The sequence below is a fragment of the Streptosporangium sp. NPDC004379 genome, from assembly GCF_042873875.1.
In the GTDB taxonomy this organism is placed as follows: Bacteria; Actinomycetota; Actinomycetes; order Streptosporangiales; family Streptosporangiaceae; genus Streptosporangium.
The window spans coordinates 283,236-303,788 of the sequence record NZ_JBIAMC010000011.1; the positions used below are offsets into that span (position 1 = coordinate 283,236).

At 70.9% G+C, this 20,553-nt stretch carries 18 protein-coding genes; 9 read left to right on the forward strand and 9 right to left on the reverse strand.

Annotation, left to right across the window (positions count from 1 at the left end; translation table 11 throughout):
* Positions 1–40: 40 nt before the first annotated feature.
* Positions 41–985, reverse strand: coding sequence for an exonuclease domain-containing protein (locus ACFYSC_RS24440; RefSeq protein WP_389965831.1), 945 nt, complete (start codon positions 983–985; stop codon positions 41–43).
* 382 nt (positions 986–1,367) lie between these two features.
* On the reverse strand, positions 1,368–1,913 hold the full coding sequence (locus ACFYSC_RS24445) for a GIY-YIG nuclease family protein (RefSeq protein ID WP_389965834.1): 546 nt from the start codon (positions 1,911–1,913) through the stop codon (positions 1,368–1,370).
* A gap of 164 nt (positions 1,914–2,077) precedes the next feature.
* Here ACFYSC_RS24445 and ACFYSC_RS24450 point away from each other — a divergent pair, with 164 nt between their 5' ends.
* The 7 genes from ACFYSC_RS24450 (at position 2,078) to ACFYSC_RS24480 (ending at position 13,268) form a co-directional block, all read left to right on the forward strand.
* Positions 2,078–2,374, forward strand: a complete 297-nt coding sequence (locus tag ACFYSC_RS24450) for a hypothetical protein (RefSeq protein ID WP_389965837.1) — start codon at positions 2,078–2,080, stop codon at positions 2,372–2,374.
* A 335-nt stretch (positions 2,375–2,709) separates the two neighbouring features.
* Positions 2,710–5,637 carry an AAA family ATPase gene (locus ACFYSC_RS24455; RefSeq protein ID WP_389965840.1) on the forward strand — a complete coding sequence of 976 codons (2,928 nt, stop codon included), beginning with the start codon at positions 2,710–2,712 and terminating at the stop codon, positions 5,635–5,637.
* Between the two features lie 72 nt (positions 5,638–5,709).
* Positions 5,710–5,856 carry a hypothetical protein gene (locus ACFYSC_RS24460; RefSeq protein WP_389965844.1) on the forward strand — a complete coding sequence of 49 codons (147 nt, stop codon included), beginning with the start codon at positions 5,710–5,712 and terminating at the stop codon, positions 5,854–5,856.
* A 52-nt stretch (positions 5,857–5,908) separates the two neighbouring features.
* Positions 5,909–8,320 carry a hypothetical protein gene (locus ACFYSC_RS24465; RefSeq protein WP_389965847.1) on the forward strand — a complete coding sequence of 804 codons (2,412 nt, stop codon included), beginning with the start codon at positions 5,909–5,911 and terminating at the stop codon, positions 8,318–8,320.
* Between the two features lie 14 nt (positions 8,321–8,334).
* Complete coding sequence (locus ACFYSC_RS24470) at positions 8,335–9,528, forward strand: hypothetical protein (protein WP_389965850.1); 1,194 nt, start codon at positions 8,335–8,337, stop codon at positions 9,526–9,528.
* A 10-nt stretch (positions 9,529–9,538) separates the two neighbouring features.
* Positions 9,539–10,762, forward strand: a complete 1,224-nt coding sequence (locus tag ACFYSC_RS24475; protein ID WP_389965853.1) for a hypothetical protein — start codon at positions 9,539–9,541, stop codon at positions 10,760–10,762.
* 1 nt (position 10,763) lies between these two features.
* Positions 10,764–13,268 (forward strand): S8 family serine peptidase, encoded by a 2,505-nt coding sequence (locus tag ACFYSC_RS24480; RefSeq protein ID WP_389965856.1) that lies wholly within the window; start codon positions 10,764–10,766, stop codon positions 13,266–13,268.
* A 188-nt stretch (positions 13,269–13,456) separates the two neighbouring features.
* Here ACFYSC_RS24480 and ACFYSC_RS24485 read toward each other — a convergent pair whose 3' ends face one another.
* On the reverse strand, positions 13,457–13,888 hold the full coding sequence (locus ACFYSC_RS24485) for a hypothetical protein (protein WP_389965859.1): 432 nt from the start codon (positions 13,886–13,888) through the stop codon (positions 13,457–13,459).
* An 814-nt stretch (positions 13,889–14,702) separates the two neighbouring features.
* Between ACFYSC_RS24485 and ACFYSC_RS24490 the strand changes: the two genes are divergently transcribed.
* Positions 14,703–15,068, forward strand: a complete 366-nt coding sequence (locus ACFYSC_RS24490; RefSeq protein WP_389965861.1) for a DUF2809 domain-containing protein — start codon at positions 14,703–14,705, stop codon at positions 15,066–15,068.
* A 47-nt stretch (positions 15,069–15,115) separates the two neighbouring features.
* Here the strand turns inward: ACFYSC_RS24490 and ACFYSC_RS24495 are convergent, their stop codons facing one another.
* Both ACFYSC_RS24495 and ACFYSC_RS24500 read right to left on the reverse strand, forming a co-directional pair.
* Positions 15,116–15,763 (reverse strand): response regulator, encoded by a 648-nt coding sequence (locus ACFYSC_RS24495; protein ID WP_389965864.1) that lies wholly within the window; start codon positions 15,761–15,763, stop codon positions 15,116–15,118.
* Complete coding sequence (locus ACFYSC_RS24500; RefSeq protein ID WP_389965867.1) at positions 15,760–16,950, reverse strand: sensor histidine kinase; 1,191 nt, start codon at positions 16,948–16,950, stop codon at positions 15,760–15,762. The genes ACFYSC_RS24495 and ACFYSC_RS24500 overlap by 4 nt, the downstream gene beginning before the upstream one ends.
* Before the next feature lie 122 nt (positions 16,951–17,072).
* On the opposite strand from ACFYSC_RS24500, the gene ACFYSC_RS24505 reads away from it, so the two are divergent.
* Positions 17,073–17,912 carry a type II CAAX prenyl endopeptidase Rce1 family protein gene (locus tag ACFYSC_RS24505; RefSeq protein ID WP_389965870.1) on the forward strand — a complete coding sequence of 280 codons (840 nt, stop codon included), beginning with the start codon at positions 17,073–17,075 and terminating at the stop codon, positions 17,910–17,912.
* Here ACFYSC_RS24505 and ACFYSC_RS24510 read toward each other — a convergent pair.
* From ACFYSC_RS24510 to ACFYSC_RS24525, 4 genes are all read right to left on the reverse strand, one after another.
* Positions 17,867–18,433 carry a TetR family transcriptional regulator gene (locus ACFYSC_RS24510; RefSeq protein WP_389965873.1) on the reverse strand — a complete coding sequence of 189 codons (567 nt, stop codon included), beginning with the start codon at positions 18,431–18,433 and terminating at the stop codon, positions 17,867–17,869. The two genes, ACFYSC_RS24505 and ACFYSC_RS24510, sit on opposite strands and share 46 nt — an antisense overlap.
* Positions 18,434–18,491: 58 nt before the next feature.
* On the reverse strand, positions 18,492–18,851 hold the full coding sequence (locus ACFYSC_RS24515) for a DoxX family protein (RefSeq protein WP_389965876.1): 360 nt from the start codon (positions 18,849–18,851) through the stop codon (positions 18,492–18,494).
* Between the two features lie 184 nt (positions 18,852–19,035).
* Positions 19,036–19,830 carry an MOSC domain-containing protein gene (locus ACFYSC_RS24520; RefSeq protein ID WP_389965879.1) on the reverse strand — a complete coding sequence of 265 codons (795 nt, stop codon included), beginning with the start codon at positions 19,828–19,830 and terminating at the stop codon, positions 19,036–19,038.
* 105 nt (positions 19,831–19,935) lie between these two features.
* Positions 19,936–20,553 (reverse strand): hypothetical protein (locus ACFYSC_RS24525; RefSeq protein ID WP_389965882.1); only part of this gene is annotated, 618 nt, incomplete at its 5' end.

Sequence of the window (20,553 nt, forward strand, 5' to 3'; positions counted from 1 at the left end):
CTTAGTGAAGACGGTGGACGGGTGGCAGAGCGCGTGCTTTTCACCCTCCACTGGCGATCTCGCTACAAGCGAGCCGCTCCAGGAAGTCAGCCTCGCTGATCATCTCTATATGGTGACCTTTCGCGAGGAGCTCTTCAGCCTTCCTGCTCTTACTGCTCTGGTCGTCGCCTGGCCGTAGTCTGGAGGGGTCCTGAGTACCGATTACCAAAACGTCAGTCTTGCGGGTCACGCCGGCCGCGGGCTGGCCACCAACCTCGGCAAGATGGGCATGAGCTTCCTTGCGGCTCATGCTGAGCAGTGTTCCGGTGAAGCAGACTGTTAGTCCGTAGAACAGTCCGTTGGGGTCTGCGTCGGGATTCGCGTCGGGTATGGAAGCGCGTGTGTTGCTGTCTGTGCTTTGGCATCCCGACCAGGAGCCCGCAGAAAGTCGCCCCATCCGGATCTTGCGGCCAGCAAGCAGATCATGAAGCGTAGCGGCCTCATGGATACGTAGAGCGTCAAGCATGATTTCGGCGGCGGCGCGGGCATCGGCACCGGCTTCGTGGTGACGGGGAGTCGTGCTGCCCGCAGCTTGGGCTACGTAGGGCAAGCTATACGAGGGGAGAACCCAAGTTTGTCTTGCGACGACTAGAGAGCAGGCATAGGTGATGTCTGGCCAAGGGATGTTTGATGCGATGCAGGCTTCCCGGAGAACTCCGAGGTCGAAGGCGGCGTTATGGGCAACAAGCGGTCGTCCGCCCACAAATGCAAGGATCTCCTGAAAGCTCTCCTCCCAAGTGGGTGCGTCCTCCACACTGCTCTCACTGATGCCGTGTAGGCCGACGTTGAAGGGAGCGAACCAGGAGTATTTCGCGGGTGGCTGAATCAAGGTAGTGAAGGATTTACTGATTCTCCCTGACTCGACGCTCACCATGCCAACCGCGCATGGACTACCACGGTGTGAGTTTGCGGTCTCGAAGTCGATCGCAACCCAAGAATCGTTCATCATGCTCCTCGGAACGGCGGTTCTTTGTTTGATCCAGGCGCTTCCGATTGTGTCGCTACTGCTTCTGATGCCCAGAGAGGCTGGTTAGGCCTATGAGAGTTGACGCCTCGCGGAGGGGTTTGGTTCACAAGCAGAGCCGAGTGCGTGCAAGGACAGGTGCAGTCTGGCATCCTCCGCCGTCGGCCAAGGAAGCCGGAATGCCGGGGTGATCGGGTAACAGCACCACAGCGCGTTGAGTAGAGCGCTGTACAGCAGCCGATACAGCAACACTGCCTTATGCGATCACACCCCACCGGCCCGCATCCACCGCTTCACCAGGACGGAAGGCCACTGACGAGGTGTCCGCCCTTCCCTTGTAAACAGATGGTCCCGCGACTGCCGATCAGGAGGTGATGGGGAGCTCACGGGCGCGAGTTCGCGCGGATGCCCGGAGATCGCTCAGGTATCGGTGAAAGACGTGGTCCCTGTTCTGATCCAGGTTGAGCGGCAGGTCCAGGGACGTGATGAGTTCGGACTCGGCAATCCACGGTTCAGGATGCGTGAGCCAGCAGACCCGGGCGTTTTCTGCCATCCACGCTGTCAGCTCCCGCTCTCCGGCTTGCCTGAAGGTGAGGCGCTTCCCGCTGCCTACACGGCGAAGTTCGAGGCCGAGTAAGCAGCCCAGGGTAAGCCGTAAGGTGGACCCTTCAGCGTTGCCGCGAAAGTGATAGCGGACTCGAGTGCGCAGGTTCTGCTTGCTGGTCCGAGTCGCCATCCGCCGGGGAGCGATCCCGACGTAGAGGAGGCGGCCGGCGGGCAGGCGGGGATGGGGCGATCGCTCAAAGTGCCAGCCGTACAGGCCTGGCACCGCCGGCACCGGGCAGGGCCGGGTCAGCACCTCGGCTGCTCGCCACAGCTTGTCGGGTTCCAGGAGGTCAGCAGCATGCATCACAATTCCGAACGATCAGGCAGATGGAGAGACATTAGGGCACGCCACTGACAACATCTAGACGGAACGCTGCGTCCTGCGCGTTAAGAGTCGCATCTCTCAGGATCTCAGGAACGTATGGACGCCCTCGGCCCGAGGCGAGATCCTTGCGTCGGAGGTGGGCCGTGAACGAGATGGAGCGCCGGTTTCACCGTGCGATGGTGGAGATCTACCAGACCGGCAAGCGGGAGCTCGGGTACAACGCGACGCGGTTCATCCAGATGGTCTCGGAGCACGGGGGCCTGGCCACGGCGAGGCAGCTCCTGTGGAGCGACCAGATCTCGGACGGCTTCGAGACGCTTCGGCGCCATGGCCGCCTGGACCTGACCGTCGAAGCGCACGTCTTGAAAGACGAGTTCGCGGATCTCTTCACGGACGAGGACAGGCAGCGTGCACGAGACAGGCTCGACCTGTTCCGGTGAGCAGACGGGGCTGTCGGCAGGGCACAGCCAGGGCACAGCGCTCCGAGAAGAGGCGGCAAGCACTGTCAAACGACGAGAGCGTTTTGCCAGGTAAAAGCAGGTGCCGCCTATTCCCCTGCAGGTCGTGGGCTTGCCGAATTAGAACCCGGCCTACAGGCCGACTCGTCCGCCTTTCCCGCCCTGACCTGGAGACAGGGATACGAACGGCCGGCACGGTGGCGTGCGCGAAGGACCACGGACCACCCGATCATCGACCTCGCCGGGGCCGGGCCCGAAGCTCGTCCCCGCCTCAACCCGCCGATGAAGCAGGAGCGTGATATACACCCCTTTATAGAATGAACGAGACTGATGTGTCGCAGGTGGCACAACCGGACGCGCTCACACCGGCGCTCATCGGCCGTGACGACGCCATGGCCACGATGGTCGCCGCGCTGTCGCGGCCCGCTCTCGTGCTCGTCGAAGGCGAGGCGGGCATCGGCAAATCCCGCCTGCTGGACGAGTGCCTGGCCGCCCCCGCCCTGCGCGGGCGCGTGGTCCTCATGGCCGCCTGCCCTCCCCTGGAGGAACCCTTCCCGCTCGGCGCGGTCGTCGACGGGCTGCGCGTCTTCCACGACCGCCTGGGCGAGCTGGAACTGAGCCCACTGGCCGGCGCGCTGCGCCCGCTGTTCCCGGAGTGGGCACCGTGGCTGCCGCCGGCGCTGGAGGCGCTGCCCGACCCGCAGGAGACCCGGCACCGGCTCTTTCGCGCGCTCAGCGAGCTGATCGACGCGCTCGGCGTGAACGTACTGGTGGTCGAGGACGCGCACTGGGCGGACACGGCCACGCTCGACTGGCTGCTCACCCTGGCCGCCTCCCGGGACGCCAAGCGCTCCATCGTGGTCACATACCGGCCACTGGACGTCGGCGAGGGCTCACCGCTGCTGCGCCTGACCTCGCGGCCGCCCAGGAACATGGCCTGGGAGCGCATCTCGCTGGAGCCGCTGGACGTGCCGCAGGCCCGCGCACTGGTGGAGTCGATGTTCGCCACCGCCGACGTGTCCGATCGCTTCGCGGCCTTCCTGCACGAGCACACCGGCGGCATCCCGCTCGCGCTGGAGGAGACCGTGCGCCTGCTGCGCGCCCGGCGTGACATCTTCCGGTCCGAGAGCGGCTGGCGCCGCCGCATCACCGAGGAGCTGCGCGTCCCGCCCACGATGCGCGACTCCGTCCTGGAACGCGTCGCCCGCCTCGCTCCGGACACCCGCGCCGTGCTGGAGGCCGCCGCGGTGCTGGAGGCGCCCGCCGACGAGGCGCTCATCGCGGCGGTCGCCGGCCTCGGCGAACCCGCCGCCCGCGACGGCCTGACCGGCGCGCTCGCCTCGGGCCTGCTGCGCGAGGCCGGGCGCGGAACGTTCGCCTTCCGCCACGTGCTGGCCTCGCGCGCGGTCGCCGAGGCCACCCCGATCCCCTCCAGCCGCAGGCTGCACCACCGCGCGGCCCTGGCCCTGCGCGAGGGCGAGCATCCGCCCGTGGTACGGCTGTGCCGCCACTTCCGGGAGTCCGGCGACGTCGAGGAGTGGTGCCGCTACGCCGAGGCGGCGGCCGAGCTCGCCCTGGAGGCGGGTGACGGCCACACCACGGTCGCCATGATGCTGGACCTGCTGACCACCGCCGACCATCCGGTGGAGCGCCGGGTCCGCCTGGCGCGGCGGCTCGGTGTTGCCGTCTCCGTCACCGCCGAGCCCCTGCTGGGATTGGGGGAGCGGGTCCGCACCGCGCTGGAGGAGACCCTCGCCCACCCCGGACTGCCGGCCCGGGCCAGGGGAGAGATCGGGCTGCGGCTGGGCCGGCTCCGCTTCCACCTGGGTGAGTTCGAGGCCGCGATGGTGGGCCTGGAGGCCGCCATGCCGGATCTGGAGGACCGGCCCGAGCTCGCCGTCCAGGCCATGCTGTTGCTGGCGAACCCGATGATCCGCGCCTGGCCCCGCACGCGGCACCTGGCCTGGGCCGGCCGGGCGGAGGAGCTCTTCCCACTGATCAGCGGGCCGGTCGAGCGGGCCGCCTTCCTCAGCAACCAGGTCGCCGCGCTGCTCAGCCTCGGCGAGGAGGACGGCTGGCGGGTGGCGCGCAGCCTCCCCGCCGACGGGGCGGGCCGGCTGGAACGTCAGGAGATCGCCCGCGGGCGCCTGATGGCGGGCCAGTTCTGCACGCTGTGGGGCAGGCACGACGACGCCCGCGCCTACCTGGACTCGGCGGCGGCGCTGGTGGAGCGAGTGGGGTATCGCCGGATCGAGGGCGCCCTGAGGCTGGCGCGGGCGCACCTGGCCTGGCACGACGGGCGGTGGGAGGGACTGGACGACGTGGCCGCCGAACTGGCCGGCTCGGAGGCGGCCGACGAGGCGACCCTCCTGGAGGCGCGCATGATCCAGGGCTTGCTGGACCTGGCACGCGGCGTCCCGCAGCGGGCCGAGCGTCGGCTGCGCGAGGTCCTGGCCGCCAGCCTCCCACGCGGACACGCCGATCCGTTCATCTTCCCCGACGCCGCGCTGGCGCGGATCCTGCTCTCGCGCGGCGAGCCGGAGGCCGCGCTGGAGATCACCGAGCCGGTGATGGACATGATCGCCGGAAAGGACGTGTGGCTGTGGGCCACGGAGGTCCTGCCGGTCCATCTGGACACCCTGCTGGCCGCCGGGCGGGCGGGAGAGCGTGACGGCCTGGTGGCGGCCTTCGCCGCCGGGGTGTCCGGCCGTAACGCCCCCGCCGCCGCGGCGGCCGTCCTGACCTGCCGTGCCATGGTCACCGCCGACCCGCGAGCGGCGGCCGGCCTGTTCGGCCGGGCCGCGGCGGCGTGGGCGGAGCTGCCACGCCCCTATGACCGGCTGCTCGCCACCGAACGCCAGGGGCGCCGCCTGCTCCAGGCGGGAGAGCGCGAGCGGGGCCTGACCGTGCTGGAGCAGAGCCAGCGGCTGCTGACGGAGCTGGGCGCACGCTGGGACGCGGACCGGGTGGCCCACCTGCTGCGCGAGCAGGGAGTCGAGGTGGCCCGCCCGTGGCGCGGCGGGCGCAGGGGCTACGGCGACCGCCTCTCCCCGCGCGAGGTGGAGATCGTCGCCCTGGCGGCGCGCGGGTGGACCAACAAGCGCATCGCCGAGATCCTGACGCTGTCGCCGCGCACGGTGGAACGCCACCTCAGCGCCGCCATGCGCAAGCTGTCGGTCACCACGCGCACCGCGCTGGTCACCGTGGCCGCCGCCGAGGGACTGCTGGACCAGACACCGACATAGAACGTCTTTTCCCCATTAATTGGGTGATTTGCCGACTCGCGATGTAGGTGGGTCCGCTCGATCCTGATCTCCATGCGCAACGATCAGCCGGACATCGAGCCGGACACAGCGTCGGGCACGGTGCCGGACACGTCACCCGATACCGAGCCGGACACCGCCGGGGGGCAGCAGCACCTCCTCGACGAGCCCCCGCCCGACGGCGCGCACGAGCCGCTGTGAACCACCACGTCGTCCGCCTGCCGTACCGGCGCGGGCAGAAAGCGGAACAGAGATGACGATGCACAGGTCGGGCCTCGCGCGCCTGGCCACGACCGGCCTGGCGCTGGCGCTGGCGGGAGCCGGTCTCGCCGGCCCCGCCGCGGCCGCCCCGCCGCGCGACCCCGCCGCGATCACCGTGAACCCCGTGAACCCCGCAGGCCCCACGACCCCGCCCGGCAAGGCGAGCACCTCCACGGTGACGCTGCTGACCGGCGACCGCTTCCAGGTCGAGATCGATGAGCACGGCGGCCAGCAGGTCAGCAGGCTCCCCGGCGGCTCCCCGGCCGGCGGCACGTTCTCGCAGTTCACCCTCCGCGGCGACACCTACGTCGTGCCGTCCGAGGCGGTGCCGTACCTCGGCAAGACCATCGACATGCGCCTGTTCAACATCGGTTACCTCGTGCGGGCCAAGCTGGACGACGAACGCAGCGCGACCCTCCCCGTCACCGTGCGGGCCGGCCGCGCCCAGGCCGAGGACCTGCCCGCCACCAGCGTCACCGCCGCCGACGACGGCGCGGCCACCGCGACGGTCACCAAGAAGGACGCCGCCGCGCTGGGCAGACTGCTGGCCGAGACCTGGCGCGACGCGAAGGGCGCCGCCGTCGGCACGCTGCCCGGCGTCGAGCGGATCGAGCTCGCCGTCCCCGAGGGCGCGCCCGAACCTCCGCCCTCGCCGCTGGCCGCCGACGCGTCCGCCGCCAAGGCCCCCGGCGGGGGCCTGCGCTACCACATGCTGACCGTCGACTCGATCGACCGCGACGGCACTCCCGGCACGATGATCGGCGCGGTGCAGAACGTTGACGACGGGGCCCTGGCCACCTTCGGCTTCGCCTTCCCCGGCGAGGACAAGAAGTCGTTCATGGTGCCCGAAGGCACCTACAGCATCATGGCCACCGTGCTCACCGCCCCGGGGACCGACCTCACGGCGAAGACCGCACTTGTGATCAAACCCGAGGTGCGGGTCACCTCCGACACCAGCGTGGTGCTGGACGCCCGGAGCGCGGTGCCGTATCGGCCGGTTCTGGCCACACCGCCGCAGGCGCCGCTGATCCGGTCCGACTCGCTGGCGTTCCTGCGCACCAGCGTCGCGGGCGACCAGACGGGCGTCAGCCCGTCCGGGATGGTGGCGGGCTTCCTGTGGAAGACCATCTCCGACCCGGTCACCGGCAGCCCCGACCTGTACGTCACCCCGACCAAGCCGGTCAAGCGGGGACACTTCAACTTCGCGGGCTTCACCATGCTGGCCGAGAACGCCGACTCCGGTCCGCAGATGGGCGCGACCTACAAACTGGTCTTCCCCTACGGCGACGCCGTCCCGGCCACGATGACGCAGGCCGTCAAGAAGTCGGAGCTGGCCGCGGTGCGGTCGACGCTGTACAACACCGCGTCCGACCACGTCTCGCCGGGCCCGCTCAACCGGCTGTCGTACGTGTTCCTGCCGTGGGGGTGGTCCGACGCCGGCCACGGCAACCTGCCGGCCACCGGAGAGCGCGTCGACTACGTCTACAGCACCAGGCCCGACCAGGTCTACTGGCAGCACGCCGTGGGCACCGACACCATGGAGCGCGTTTACGGCGTGCGCCGCAAGCTGCGTCCGGGCCAGGAGGTCCGCGAGGTGTGGAACCTCGGCCCCAGGACACCGTCGGCGGGCGCCACCTACGTGCAGGAGGCCCGCCCCGGGATGGGCGGAACCCCGGACATGCGGGTGGACGAACCGCTGCTGCAGGTCTGCCTGGCCTGCCGGCAGGGCTCCCTCGGCACGGTCTACCTGACGGGATTCGCCGACTCCGAGCCGCTGCACTCGGCGGAGGAGCAGTACGCCGCGTCACGGCTGACGTTCCACCGGGACGGCAAGCCCGCCTTCGACCTGGGCACCGGCGGCTACTCGCCCTACCTGCCCGCACCGGTGACGCTGCCGCTGCTGCCCCGCCCGGCGGACTACCGCCTGGTGTGGAACTTCGCCAGCCAGGCGAACGCCCAGTCGCAGAGCCGGACCGAGTGGACGTTCCGCTCCGGCCCCGGCGACGCGGCCGCCGCGCCGCCCGAAACCCTCCAGTGCGCCGACCCCACGCGGGGCTGCTCCTTCCTGCCGCTGTTGTTCGTGCACTGGAACCTGGCGCTCGACCTTGACTCCCGGGCCAAGGCCGGGCAGGCGTTCGACGTCGGCTTCCGGGTCTCACACCAGGAGCACCAGGCCCCGCCCACCCGCGTGAAGGCCACGGTCGAGGTGTCCTACGACGACGGCACGACCTGGTCGGAGCCGAAGGCCGCCACCGCCGGGCCCGGCGGCACGTTCTCCGCGCCGATCACGCACCCGGACTACTCCGAGCCGGTCCGCTGGGTGTCGCTGCGGGTCACGGCGCAGGCCGCCGACGGCGGCACCGTCACCCAGACCAACATCCGCGCCTACCGGCTCGCCGGCTGACCGGGAGACATGACATGCGCATCCATCGGATGACGACGCTCGGCGGAGTGGTGGCGATGCTGCTCACCGCGCTGACCCCGCTGACCTCGTTCGCCCCGGCCGCCTCCGCCGCCGCGCCGCCGGCCGCGAACGCCGCCTGCCCCGAGGACCCCGGGCAGGCGACGTGCCTGCTGCGCGCCGCCATCGGCGGCGACCGCCCGCTGCCGAACGGCGCCGACACCACCGGCGGCGGGCCGCTGACCGCCAAGGACCTGCAGGAGGCCTACCGGCTCCCCGCGGACTGGCTGGGCGGCGGCCAGATCGTGGCCATCGTGTCCCCGTACGACAACGTCGCGGCCGAGGACGAACTGGCCGAGTACCGCAAGGTCAACGGCATGCCTCCGTGCGACGCCGACTTCCCCTGCTTCAGGAAGGTCAACCAGCGCGGAGGCGACACCCCGCCGGCCCCGAGCCCCGCCTGGTCGCTGCACAGCACCATCGGGCTGGAAGTCGCCGCGGCCGCCTGCCCCAACTGCAAGCTCCTGCTGGTGCAGGCCGACGACGAGTCCCTGGCCAGCATGGCGGCGGCCGTGGACCAGGCCGCCGCCCAGGGAGCCACCGCGGTCGTGCCCATGTGGGGCGTGGCCGAGCACGAGGGCCAGGGCGCGCAGGCCGCTCACTTCGACCACGCCCGCACCGCCGTCGTCGCCCCCTCGGGCATGGGCTTCAACAGCGGCGGACGCCAGACCGTCCCAGCGGCCTATCCGTCGGTGATCGCCGCCGGCGGCACCCAGCTCTACCGGGACCCGGCCACCGCCCGCGGGTGGAACGAGTCCGTCTGGCGCGACACCGCCTCCGGCTGCTCGATGTACGAGCTCCGCCCGGCCTGGCAGCCGCGCGGAGCCTGCGGGACCCGGCGCACCGTGGCCGACGTCTCGGCGGTGGCCTCCGCCGACACCCCGGTCCAGGTCTACAGCTCCCACCTGGGCGGGTGGGGCACCGCCGCGGGCACCCCCGTCGCGGCGGCGTTCATCGCCGGCGTGTACGGCCTGGCCGGCACGGACTCGGCCATCCCGGCCGGCAAACGGCTCTACGCCGCCTCCCGGTACCTGAACGACGTCACCGCGGGAAGCAACGGCGCCTGCGGCGGCGGCGGCATCTGCACCGCGGTGCGCGGCTACGACGGGCCCAGCGGCATGGGCACCCCCAACGGCACCGGCGCCTTCTAGGAGACCCCTGATGCGAACACCACGATCCCCGCTCCGGCGGTTGCGGCGCGCCACCGTCGCGGCCGGCCTGACCGCCCTGTTCGGCACGGCCCTCACCGCGATCACCACCACCCCGGCCGGCGCCGGGGCGCCGGCGCCCTGCGTGCCCACCTGGAAGATGCTCGACGCTCCCGCGAGCCAGGGCGTCGTCGACGTCGACGTGGTCGCCCGCGGCGACGTGCGCTTCTCCGAGCAACTCGACGGGGGCGCCCGGTCGCTGCGCTGGAACGGCCGCTCCCTGGCCGAGAACGGCCCGCAGATCCCCGTGCCCGCGCGGACCGTGAACCGCTTCCAGGTGGGAAGCGGCTCGTTCGACGCCACCGGCGGCTGGTCACTCGTCAATCTGCACGGCGCCTACCAGCCGGACGGCACCGGTGTGCTGGCCCGCCTCGACCGCGGGCGCTGGACGCTCACCCCGGCCGCGGTGCCGAACAACCCCGAGACCGGCCCGTCGTGGCTGTCGGACGTCGCCACGGTGGACTCCGCCCAGGCGTGGGCGGTGGGCCGTACCGAGGGTACGGAGGGCGGCGCGCTCATCCAGCGCTGGGACGGCACGGAGTGGACGGCGGCCGACCACCCCGCCGCCCGCGAAGCCTGGGCGAGCCTGCAGTCGGTGAAGGCGGTGTCGGCCACCGACGTCTGGTCCGCCGGGTACCGCAGAAACGAGCAGACCGGCAAGTACCAGCCGCTGGTCCTGCACTACGACGGCAAGTCCTGGACCGGCACCGCGCTGCCCGACACCGGCCCGGAAGGGATGCTGTACGCGGTCACCGCGTCCGGCCCCGGCGATGTCTGGGCGGCGGGCATCTCCGGCAGCCAGAGCAACCCGGAGCCGCTCCTGCTCCACTGGGACGGGCGGAGCTGGACCACGATGACCCCGCCGCCGACGGGCCCCTACGGCAGCGAGATCCGCAACCTGTACGCGCCCGCCCCCGGCAAGCTGTGGGCCATCACCAACGACAGCAGCAAGGGCGTGTTCCACCTGCGACATTGGGACGGCGCCGCCTGGCAGGAGGCCAAGCCTCAGGGCGAGCAGCCGGAGGCGTACGGATTCGTCTTCTTCGACGTGGACGGCAGCGGCCCCGACGACGTGTGGCTGACGGGCTCCTCCTATCGGACGGAACCCTCCGAGATCGGTTACCCGCAGATGCTGTCCCGCCGCCTGATCGCCCACCTGAGCTGCGGGAGCAAGTGACGTGAGATTCCCCCGTACGGCGCCCGCGATGGCGTGCGCCCTGAGCATGCTGGGCGTCGTCCTGACCGGCGCCACCCCGGCGCGGGCCGCCGCGGACGAGCCGGTGATCACCCCGGCCGTGCTGGCGAGCTTCGCCGAGCACGCCACCACGGACCTCTGGGTGCGCATGTCGGGCAGGGCCGACCTCGCGCCCGCGGCGAAGGCCAAGAGCCGTACCGCCCGCGGTCAGGACGTCGTCGACCGCCTGCACACCAACGCCAGCCGCGCCCAGGAGCCGCTGCGCAGGCTGCTGAAGGCCGAGGGCGTGAAGTCCGAGGCGTTCTGGGTCACCAACGCCGTCTACGTGGAGAACGCCTCCGAGGCGCTCGCCAAGAAGATCGCGAAGTTGCCCGGCGTCGAGGAGATCCGCGCGCCCGCGACGTACACCGTCCCCGAGCCGATCCGGAGCAAGCCCTCCGGGGCCGTCGCCGCGACGGGTCTCACCTGGGGCTTGACCAACATCAACGCCGATGACGTGTGGGAGCGGACCGGCCGCCGCGGCGAGGACATCGTCATCGCCAACATCGACTCCGGCGTGCAGTACGACCACCCCGCGCTGGTCGGGAGCTACCGGGGCGACAACGGCGACGGCACCTTCACCCACGACTACAACTGGTTCGACCCGCTCAGCGAGTGCGGGAGCGGCGCGCCCTGCGACATGAACTCCCACGGCACCCACACCATGGGCACCATGGCGGGCGACGACGGCCAGGGCAACCGCATCGGCGTCGCCCCGGGTGTGCGCTGGATCGCCGGCAAGGGCTGCTCCAGCGACACCTGCTCGGAGCGGGCCCTCGTCGCGACCTCGCAGTGGATGCTCGCACCCACCGACCGGTCCGGGTCCCACCCGGATGTGTCCAAGCGGCCGCACATCGTCAACAACTCCTGGGGTTCGCCGCTGACCACCCAGCCGTTCATGGAGGACATCCAGCTCGCCTGGGCGGCCTCCGGCATCATGGGCATCTGGTCCAACGGCAACGACGGCCCCGGCTGCCAGACCTCCGGGACGCCCGGAGGCCGCATCATCAACTACGCGGTCGGCGCGTACGACGCCGACAACAAGATCGCGAGCTTCTCCAGCCGCGGCCCAGGCCAGGACGGCGAGATCAAGCCGAACATCTCGGCCCCCGGCGTGAGCATCCGCTCGTCGATCCCCGGCGGCGGCTACGCCTTCTACGACGGGACCTCGATGGCGGCGCCGCACGTCGCCGGAGCGGTCGCGCTGCTGTGGTCGGCCCGCCCCGAGTACGCCCGCGACGTCGAGGGCACCCGCCTGCTGCTGGACCTGTCGGCCATCGACACCGACGACACCACCTGCGGCGGCACGGCGGCCGACAACGCCGTCTACGGTGAGGGCCGCCTGGACGCCCTGGCCCTGGTCGACGCCGGCACGAACGGCACCGCCACGCTGGCGGGCACCGTCACCGACGCCGCCACCGGAAAGCCGGTCCAGGGCGCCACCGTCACCGTCACCGGCCCGCTGACCCGCACCTCCACCCTCGGCGCCGAAGGAGCCTACGACTACGCGCTCATCGCGGGCGAGTACCAGGTCAAAGCCGAGGCGTTCGGCTACCAGACCACGACCGCGACCGTCACGCTGAGCAAAGACGACTCCGCCACCCGGGACATCGCGCTACCGCCGACCGCCCGGATCGACCTGACCGGCACCGTCACCGACGGCTCCGGCCTCGGCCGCGGGCTCGCCGCGAAGGTCACCGCCGATGACGGCAAGGGCCACACCTGGAGCGCCGAGTCCGACCCCGGCACCGGCGCCTACCGGCTGCCCCTGCTCCCGTCGCTGGCCTACACCGTCACCATCCGCTCCACCGAACCCGGCTACGACCCGGCCGTCCGCCAGGTCACCATGGGCGAGACGGGCGGGCGGCTCGACGTCGGCCTGACCGTCTCCCTGGCCTGCGTCGCCCGAGGCTACAAGGTGGTCCGCGACGGCAGCACCCAGCCGTTCGACGGCACCGCCAAGCCCAAGGGCTGGACCGTCACCGACGTCGATCCCCGCATCCCCAACTACGCCTACCAGCCCGGCTGGGTCTTCACCGACGCAGGCAAGCGGGGCAACCACACCGGCGGCAAGGGCGGCTTCGCCATCGTCGACTCCCTGCACTCCGGCAAGGGCCATCTCCAGGACACCTACCTGACCAGCCCCTCCTACAACCTGACCGGCCGGACCACGGCCACCCTCGAGTTCGCCCACGACCTGAAACCCGCGGTCAACTCCACGACCGGCGTGGACCTCAGCGTGGACGGGGGACGCACCTGGAAGACCGTCTGGTCGGCCAAGGGCTTCCCCGGCGCCCCCGGCCCGGCCGTCCACGTCGTCCCGCTGGCCGCCGCCAACGGGCAGGCCGACGTCAAGGTCCGTCTCCACTACCGGGGGCAGCTGTCCGGTTGGTGGGCCGTCGACGACCTGTTCGTCGGCGACCGCGCCTGCCGGCCCGCGGCGAGCTGACCCTCCGCCGCTCAGTTGCTCAGCCGCTCCGCAGCTCTGAGCAGCTCTGAGCTGCTCAGCGCGACCCCCGGGCCCCGCCCGGGGGTCGCCCTGTGCGCACGACTTCCCGCGGGCGCCTGGTCGCCATCGCATCCCTGCTGCTCTGGCCATGTGATCCAAGCCCGCGCGCAGAGCCCGCGGGGTCGCGGTCAGGCCGGGATCTGCTTCTCGTACCAGGTGTAGTAGATGTAGGTGCTGTCAGGTCCGGTCAGCGTGCCGTAGACCTGCCAGAAGCTGTTGGCGTCGATCGAGTAGCGGAAGACCTTGTCCCCGGGCCGGTCGTCCGTGACAACCCGCATGGATCCGTTGGACCAGATCCGTATCTCGATCGCGAACGTCGAGGTGTCCGGGATGTCGAGGCAGATCTCGTACGAGTACGCCGATGGTCCGCCGATGTTGTAGCTACGACCGTCGATCGCCGGTCGCTGGATGTTGGTGGGAACGTAGCTGTTCAGAACCCGGGTGTACCCGCCCGCGGAGCAGTCGACTTCGGAGGTGGTCGCGGACGCGGGACCGGTGCCGGTGAGCGTGGCGCCGAGGACGCCGGTGACGACGGCGAGAGTGGAGATGGTGCGCTTCATGCCTCTCCTCATCCGTGCAGTGTCCCTCCAGCTAAGTAGTTGAAGGATAAACTGATTCTGGCTCGGTCACCGTATCCGGACAAGCCCGAGTGAGAATCCGTGTGCATTCGAGGCGGGCGAGTCATGTCCGGCCCTTATCGATGAACATGGCCTGTCTGTTCTCGGTGAGGGTGTGGTTCACGAGGGCGTGCCTCTTTCCCGTGCCTGCTTCCCGGCGTCGATCCTGATCCTCACTCCCGGGAGCGTCGGCGACGACATCGGCTGGAAACCGGAAGGCCGCAGAGGTGGTGTGCCGGCGAAAACCTGGCCGAGGACACTTCGCGGGCATACGTGCTCGGAAAACCCCGGCGGGCGATGACGGTGAACGGAAGCCTTCTCGCAGGCCGGTCGCAGCGCGGGGCTCCGGGCCGCAGGCGGAGGGCATGCAGAATCAGAACCCGGCCCGATGGCCGATTCGTCCGCCTTCCCTCCGCATGAGTCAGGTGATCTCTACCAGACGATCCCGGCTGATGCCGATGGGCTGGAGTTTTCCAGGCCATGTCGAACCGCCGCGATCGGCCTTCCACAGGTCGGATGCCGGGAGATGTCCGGGCCGGCGCGACGTGGCGCTGTCACCACCGGAATCAACGCGAACACCGCTCCCAGAACGAGGAGCATGAAACCGGCCAGCAGAATCCGGTTCCCCGAACCGCCGATGAGCGGAAGGACGGCACTCGGCGGGGGCCGACCTGGTGCAACCGGCATGCCGCCGTAAGGGACGGGCCCTATGATCAGTTCGTCCTGATCGTTGAGATTCGGAGAAGACGTCGATCTCATGCGCAGCGCCATGGTCCTTCTGGGCGGCCTCGCCCTCGCCGTCGGCGCGTTCGCCCTCTTCTACCGAGGGCCGGGACAACCGTTCGTCCGCGGTTACGTGAGCGACGTCGGCGCCACCATGCTGGTCTACGCGTTCCTGGGGCTGCTGTGGCGCACCACTGCCGCACGCCGCATCTTGGCCGCGGCCGCGATCGCCATCGCCGTCGAGTTCTACCAAATGGCCGGCGTGACCCCGCCGGGCGTCGGCGGTGTCCTGGTCGGCGCGTTCCCTGACCCATGGGACCTGGTCGCCTATGCCATCGGTTTGGTCGTGGCCCTGGCCTGGGAACGTCGATCGGTCCGATCCGGCGATCGGGCCGGCTGACTCTCGGACGCCGCCCCACCCGGACGCTGACGGTACGGATCCGGACGTCACGGTGAGGGCCGGTGGGTCCGCTGCAGGTGCAGGGCGAGCCGCGTGCGGTCGCGGAGGCCGTATTTGCGGAGCAGGTTCGTGACGTGGTTCTTCACCGTTCCCTCGGTGATGAGCAGCCGGTCGGCGATCTGCCGGTTCGTGGCCCCGGTCGAGATCAGCCGGGCCACCTGCGCCTCCCTGACCGACAGCCTCTCCTGGTCGGGTAGCGCCGGTGTGGTGGAGCGGCGAAGCTCGGCGACCAGCCGGGCGGCCACCGGGGAGGCCAGCACCGTCTCGCCCCGGCCGGCCCGCCGGATGGCGTCGACCAGTTCCGCCGGAGTGCAGTCCTTGAGCAGGTAGCCGACGGCGCCGGCCCGCAACGCGCCGAAGATGTAGTCGTCCTCGTCGAACGTGCTGAGCACGACCGAGGCCACCGCCGGATACCGGACCGACAGCAGGGTGATGAGCTCGACGCCGTTCATCCTCGGCATCCGGGCGTCCACCAGCGCCACGTCCGGACGGCACCGTCCGGCGGCTCGCAGGGCCTCCTCGCCGTCGGCGGCCTCGCCCACGACCTCGATGCCCTCCTCGATCTCCAGTATCTTGCGCAGCCCCTGGCGGATGAGCTCCTGGTCGTCGGCCAGCAGGACCCTGACGGCGCTCACACCGCCGCTCCCGGGCGGACGGGCAGCTCCGCGCGCATCTCGAAACCGCCGCCGGGGCGGTCGCCCGCGACCAGGGTGCCGCCCACGGCCCGGGCGCGTTCGGCGAGCGAGCGCAGGCCGAACCCGCCGTGCGCGTCGCGGGGGCGTCCACCGCCGTCGTCGGTGACCGTCAGCACGACCCGGTCACCGAGGAAGGCCAGGCCGCCCCTCACCCGGCGGGCGCCGGAGTGCCGGACGGCGTTGGCCAGACCCTCCTGCAGCATCCGGTAGAGCACGAGTTCCACGTCGGGCTCCATCGGCACCTCCTCACCGGTGACCTCGAAGGAGACCTTGAGCCCCGTGCCGTCGAACGAGGCCGCCAGCTGTTGCAGCGCCGCGCTGCCGACGTGCCCGTCGAGCGCGAGCGGGCGCAGCGCCCGGACCCAGCGGCGGGCGTCGGCGAGCGCCTGGCGCGTGAGGTCCTTCGCCTGGCTCACCTCGTCCCAGGCGGCGTCGGGACGCCGGTGCCGGAACCGTTCCGCGTTCTCCAGGCCCATTTTGATCACCGTCAGGTGGTGGCCGACGGAGTCGTGCATCTCCGCGCCCATCCGCGCCCGTTCCCGGGCGACCGTCAGCTCCCTGATCCGGGCCAGCAGCCGCTGCGCCTCCTCACGCCTGCGCCGCGCCTCCAGCACGGCCGACATCATGCCCAGCACGAAGGTGGCGAACACGACGAGGGGTACGGTCTGCGCGACGGCGTCCAGGATCCCGCGCCCGTACACCTTCACGACCGAGAGGAACAGGCCGCAGCACAGGCAGCCGACGATCACGGCGGCCGTCCGCATGCCGTAGACGAACGCCAGGTTGGCGATGGAGATGAGCGGGAGCAACTGGTGGATCTCATCGGAGCCGGCCGGCCCCAGCGTGAACGTCGCCACCAGGAACACCACGGCCGCCGGCCCCCGCCATCCCCGGATGCGCCGCCACGGCAGCACGAGCCACAGCGCGCCCACCAGCGCCACGTTGGCGCCGAACACCGCGATCCGCGCGATCGGGAGGCCGGACGTTCCGGCGTGCACGGCGTAGGTGAGCGCGGTGGCGGCGAGCACCACCCAGAACACGACGCTCAGCAGCGGCGGTGGACCGGCGTCACGCGGCTGGACCGGGGAAGGCGGCCCGGGGACACGGGGCATCCGACGACGCGGCACGACACGACCCTAGTTTCTCGCGCCGCCGGTGTGATCCCCCCAAAGATCCATGACGAACGTCATGGTCGGTTCCTCCCGCGGGCCGATGCCGCACGACGGCCCGCTCCCTAGCGTGGCGGTTCATGAGAGTCACCCATCCCGTCTGGGCCGTCCTGATCACCGCCGTCGCCATGCTCGCGCAGGTGATCATCGGAACCGCCCCCGTGACGCTGCTCCTCGAACGCGACAACGTCCTCTACCGGCCCCTCGGCATGATCGGCATCACGTTGGCCTCGCTCGGGCTGGTCTACCTCATCCGCCGCCTCGGCCGCCAGCCGTGGCGGGGCGTCGGCCTGACGGGATCCCGGCGGGCCCCGTTGCACCTGCTGCTGGGCGCACTGGCGGGTATGGCCGGGATGGCCGCGGCGAACGCCCTTTCGGTGGCGGTCGGCGTCGCCGCCTGGCAGCCCTGGGAGATGGTCACGGCCGGATTGCCGTACCTGCCGCTGGCGATCGCGTTCGCCCTGCTCAGCCAGGCTTTTCCCGAGGAGCTGCTGTGGCGGGGGCACCTGTTCGACACCCTGTCCGGCCGGTTGATCCCGCCGGTGGTGCTGGCCGTGGTGTCGATCGGCTTCGGCGCGATGCACCTGATCTCCCAGAGCGCGGCCGACACCCCCGTCGAGCGACTGCTCTACGTGGGCCAGGCGGCCGCGCTCGGCTTCGCCTGCGCGGCCGCGCGAGCCCGTACCGGGGCGCTGTGGGCGGCGGTCGGTGTGCACACCGGCTCCCACATCGCCAACATGCTGCTGCCCACCCGGGACATCACCTACAGTGTGCAAATCGTCATCATGATCGCCACGCTCTCCGCCACCGGCCTGCTCATCCTGGCCGGCCGCCGACGAGGCGGAGGCGACCGGCACGGAGACCGTGGTGACGCTCACACGGCGGGTCCCTCGGGGACGAGGGGCAGGAGGAGCTCGTAGAGGTCGCGAAGGCGGTCGGGGCCGACGGGAGGAAAGACGAGGGTTGCGCCGACGGCGAGGAGGTAGGGCAGGAGGGCCGCGGTCCGGGCCTCCTCGTCACCGGCGGCGGCCGGTCGCCACACCCGCTGGAGCGCGGCCAGCCGTGCCTCGTCGAGGCGGGTCTGCACGGCCCGCACGTCGGCGTCCCAGGTCGCCCACGCCCGCAGTGCGGTCTCGACCTCGGGCCGGTAGAGCCCCGCGCCGTCGGAGCCGACGAGATTCGTCAGTCGGGTGAGGACGGCTCGGGGACCGGCCGATTCGCCCACCTCGGAGATGGCGTTCTCCAGCGCTTCGATCGAAAGGCGCTCGAAGTGGGCGAGAAGCGCTTTCTTGTACCCGTCGGCGCCGTCGAAGTGATGGTGGAACGACCCCTTCGACAGGTTGAGCCGGGCGGCGATCCGGTCGATCCGGATCCCTGCCGCGCCTTCCTCCGCGAGGACCTTCAGGCCCTCGTCCAGCCACCGGGCCCGTGCCGTGCTCATCCGGCGAACGTACCACAGGGTATGGAATGGCCTGCGCTCGTCAGGACGCTCGCGAGCGTCATGCCAGGAAGCCGTAGACGCCGACGGCGACGCAGATCAGCAGCATGCCGACGGCGTTGAGGAGGAGGTTGCGGCCGAAGTCCCGGGCCGCGATGTGCATTCCGATGGCGACGACGAAGTAGAGCACGAGGGCGGCGCAGGTGACGGCGCCGAGATACGGCAGCCGGATGCCGAGGATCAGGCCGGCGGCCGCGGCGAACTTCAGCGGCGGCAGCATCCACCAGTGACGCCGCGGCCAGTTCACGTCCTCAAGGCACCGGGCGATGAACGGGACGGGTTTGATGCACATGACGGCGTCCCCGGCCTGAATGAGCGCCAGGAGGACCACCGGCCAGACGGGGTCGGGCAATGCGGACATGTCTCTCCTCGAATCGGGATCACCTGACCGTACCATACGGTATGGTACGGTCACCGGCCGGCCTTCCGCCGCTGGAGAGCCGATTCGTCTCATCACGGCCGGCGGGGTCGTCGCCTCGATGAGACGGGGGTTCCGCTGACCTGCCCCGAGATGGGGCCGATCGTCCTGAATCCAGAGCTGAGGACTAGCCCGGCCGGACCTCGTCGCCGACCCTCAGCTCGCCGAGGTTCCTGGGCACCAGGCGGATGCCGAACCAGGTGTTCCCGTCCCAGCGGCGATGCTTGGCCAGGGTTCTCAGGGGTTCCTTGCCGCGCTCCTGGGTGGCCGGGTCCCAGATGGTGGTGGCGCAGCGGTCGCACGCCACCGACACGCGGAAGTCGACCTCCCCGATGCGGACCGACGTCCAGGCGTCCTCCGCGAAGGGTTCCTCGCCGTCGATGACGACGTTGGGCCGGAAGCGGGCGATGTCGAGGGGGCCGGGGGGTTGCTCCTGGCGTTCCGCGGCGCCTTCGGTGATCCAGTCGTCCAGGAGCCGGAGCGAGTTCCTGGAGACGAGATGGAGGGGGCCGTCCCAGAGGCCGCCCTGCTTCTCGGTGATGGTCCGGCGTCCAGGATCGTCCAGCCAGACGAGGCGGGCGGGCTTGCCGAGCAGGCGGGTGAACCACTCGTGGGCGTCGGCGTGGGCGAGTACGGCCCGATCGAGGGTGGAGCAGTCCAGCGGGATCGTGTCACCGGTGGCGGGGGGAACCTTGATCTCGCCCAAGCCCTCCGCCGACAGGTGGAGACCGCCTTCGGGGGTCTCGACGGCCGAAACCGAGAGGAGCCGGGGGTACTCGCCCACCCAGATCAGCTCTCCCGACGGGTCCACCACGCCCCAGCGGCGGTCGCCCTCCAGGCCCCAGGGAAGGACCCGGGCGGATGGGCGGGAGATGCCTTTGGCGGACTTGAGGGGGTAGGTGCGGATCTCCGCTAGCTCCATTGGCCAAGAATAGAAGAAAGCGCTCTCTCGGGGTATGGGAGCGTGCCCACGAGGTGTCCGAAGCGGGGGCGCCGGGCCCCCGTTCGGCTCGTGGGCGGGTTTTCGTCAGTGGTTCTCTTCGCTCGTCTCGTGGAACAGGTCGTGGGTGGTCCGGGCGGTCGCCGCGCGGGCCGCCCAGGTCTCCAGGAGGGCGAGGTCGGTGCAGGAGGCGATCCGGGTGCGGATGTCGTCGGGGACGTCGAGGCCGCGGGCGTTCAGCACCAGCAGGACCAGCCTGGCGGCCTCCTCGGCCCTGCCTTCAGTTTTGCCTTCCGCCTTGCCTTCCGCCTTGCCCTCTGCTTTGCCGTCCTCCCGGCCGCGGCCGTAGTGCTCGCGGGCGAAGGGGCTGTAGACGGGCCAGGTGGCAGACTTCATGATCTCCTCCAGGAGACGCCGCGCCTCGGGCGCGGACATGTCGTAAGCGTATTCATAGTACTGCGGAGCGTGTTCGGCGGGGAGTTCGGCGAGTCCGGTGGCGAAGGCCTCGACGACTTTGCGGTCGTGGCCGTGGGCCATGACCGCCAGGGCCGCCAGTTCTGGGTGGGCGGCGGCCTGCCGGGGGTCGGTGATGGCCGGGATGGCGCCGGGCCCGAGCACCCGGGGGTGCGGGCGGTAGCCGGTCAGTCCGGAGTCGATGGGCCGGGAGTAGTGCTGGGCGGTGCGGGTGTCGGGGCAGACGACCAG